At 66.1% G+C, this 900-nt stretch carries 1 protein-coding gene; it reads right to left on the bottom strand.

Going from position 1 to position 900, the window contains the following annotated elements; translation table 11 throughout:
- A partial coding sequence (locus ACT84W_RS10575; RefSeq protein ID WP_444329185.1) for a type IV secretory system conjugative DNA transfer family protein occupies nt 1–900 on the bottom strand: 900 nt, incomplete at both ends.

The following is a 900-nucleotide window of genomic DNA, read 5'->3' as shown; positions in this document are numbered from 1 at the left end:
AGCGACCTTGATGCCGATGGAGCCGATCAGCTTGTCGCGACCGGCCCCGCCGTCGCCTGGGTCATTGTAGGCATTCAATTCTTTGAGATTTTGAACGAAGATTTGCTCGCGTATTCCCATCGAACGTCCGAGCGTCGCGATGGCCGGCAGACACGCGACCTTGACGTTGAGGTTGCCGATCTCGTCGAGCACGAGCGCCGTCTCGTGCGGCATGCGGCCGCCGTTCCCCTTGCACGCCCGCTGCGCCACCTGCCACCACTGGTTCAGGAAGCAGGTGTAGACGACCCCGTACGGGTCTCCCTCGTCGAGCATCTCGATGTAGACCGCCGTCTTCCTCTCGATGAGGTCGCGAATGGAGACGCTGCTCTCGGAAGTCACGGCGCGGAGCGCTCCGTCCGAGAAGATGCTCAGCGCCTCCTTGAGGGTCGAGACGACGTTCTTGCCGGCCGTCGTCGCGCCGCCGTCACCGAGGAGGTCGGACGCCGGCGAGAACGCCGGGTGCGACGGCCCGAGCTCGCGGATGTAGTCCTTAAGCGGGGCCGAGGGGTCCTTCGGGTCGTCGCCGGCGGTCCCGCGCTCCACGAGCGCGGCGACGCTCGCGAGGTTCTTCTGCCTGCGGGGGATGTCGGCCGTGCAGACGACGAGGATGCAGGCGGCGAGCATGTTGCGCGCTGCCTTGGGGAAATACGTGTTCTTCTCCCCGCCGATTGGGATGAGGTCGACGGCGACCTGCCGGGCTGTCCTCACGGCCCCGTCAATGTCGCCCGCCTCGACGGCGTCGGCGACAAGTCCGATGGGGTTGTACGAGCTGGCACCGGGATAGCCGGTCAGGTCGAGGACAATGGTCTCGTAGCCGAGCTCCCTCGCCTTGTCGGCGGTGAGCTCAAGGATCTCGGGCTT

Source organism: Paratractidigestivibacter sp. (assembly GCF_052362415.1).
Lineage (GTDB): Bacteria > Actinomycetota > Coriobacteriia > Coriobacteriales > Atopobiaceae > Paratractidigestivibacter.
This window is presented reverse-complemented; position numbering and strand designations above follow the sequence as displayed.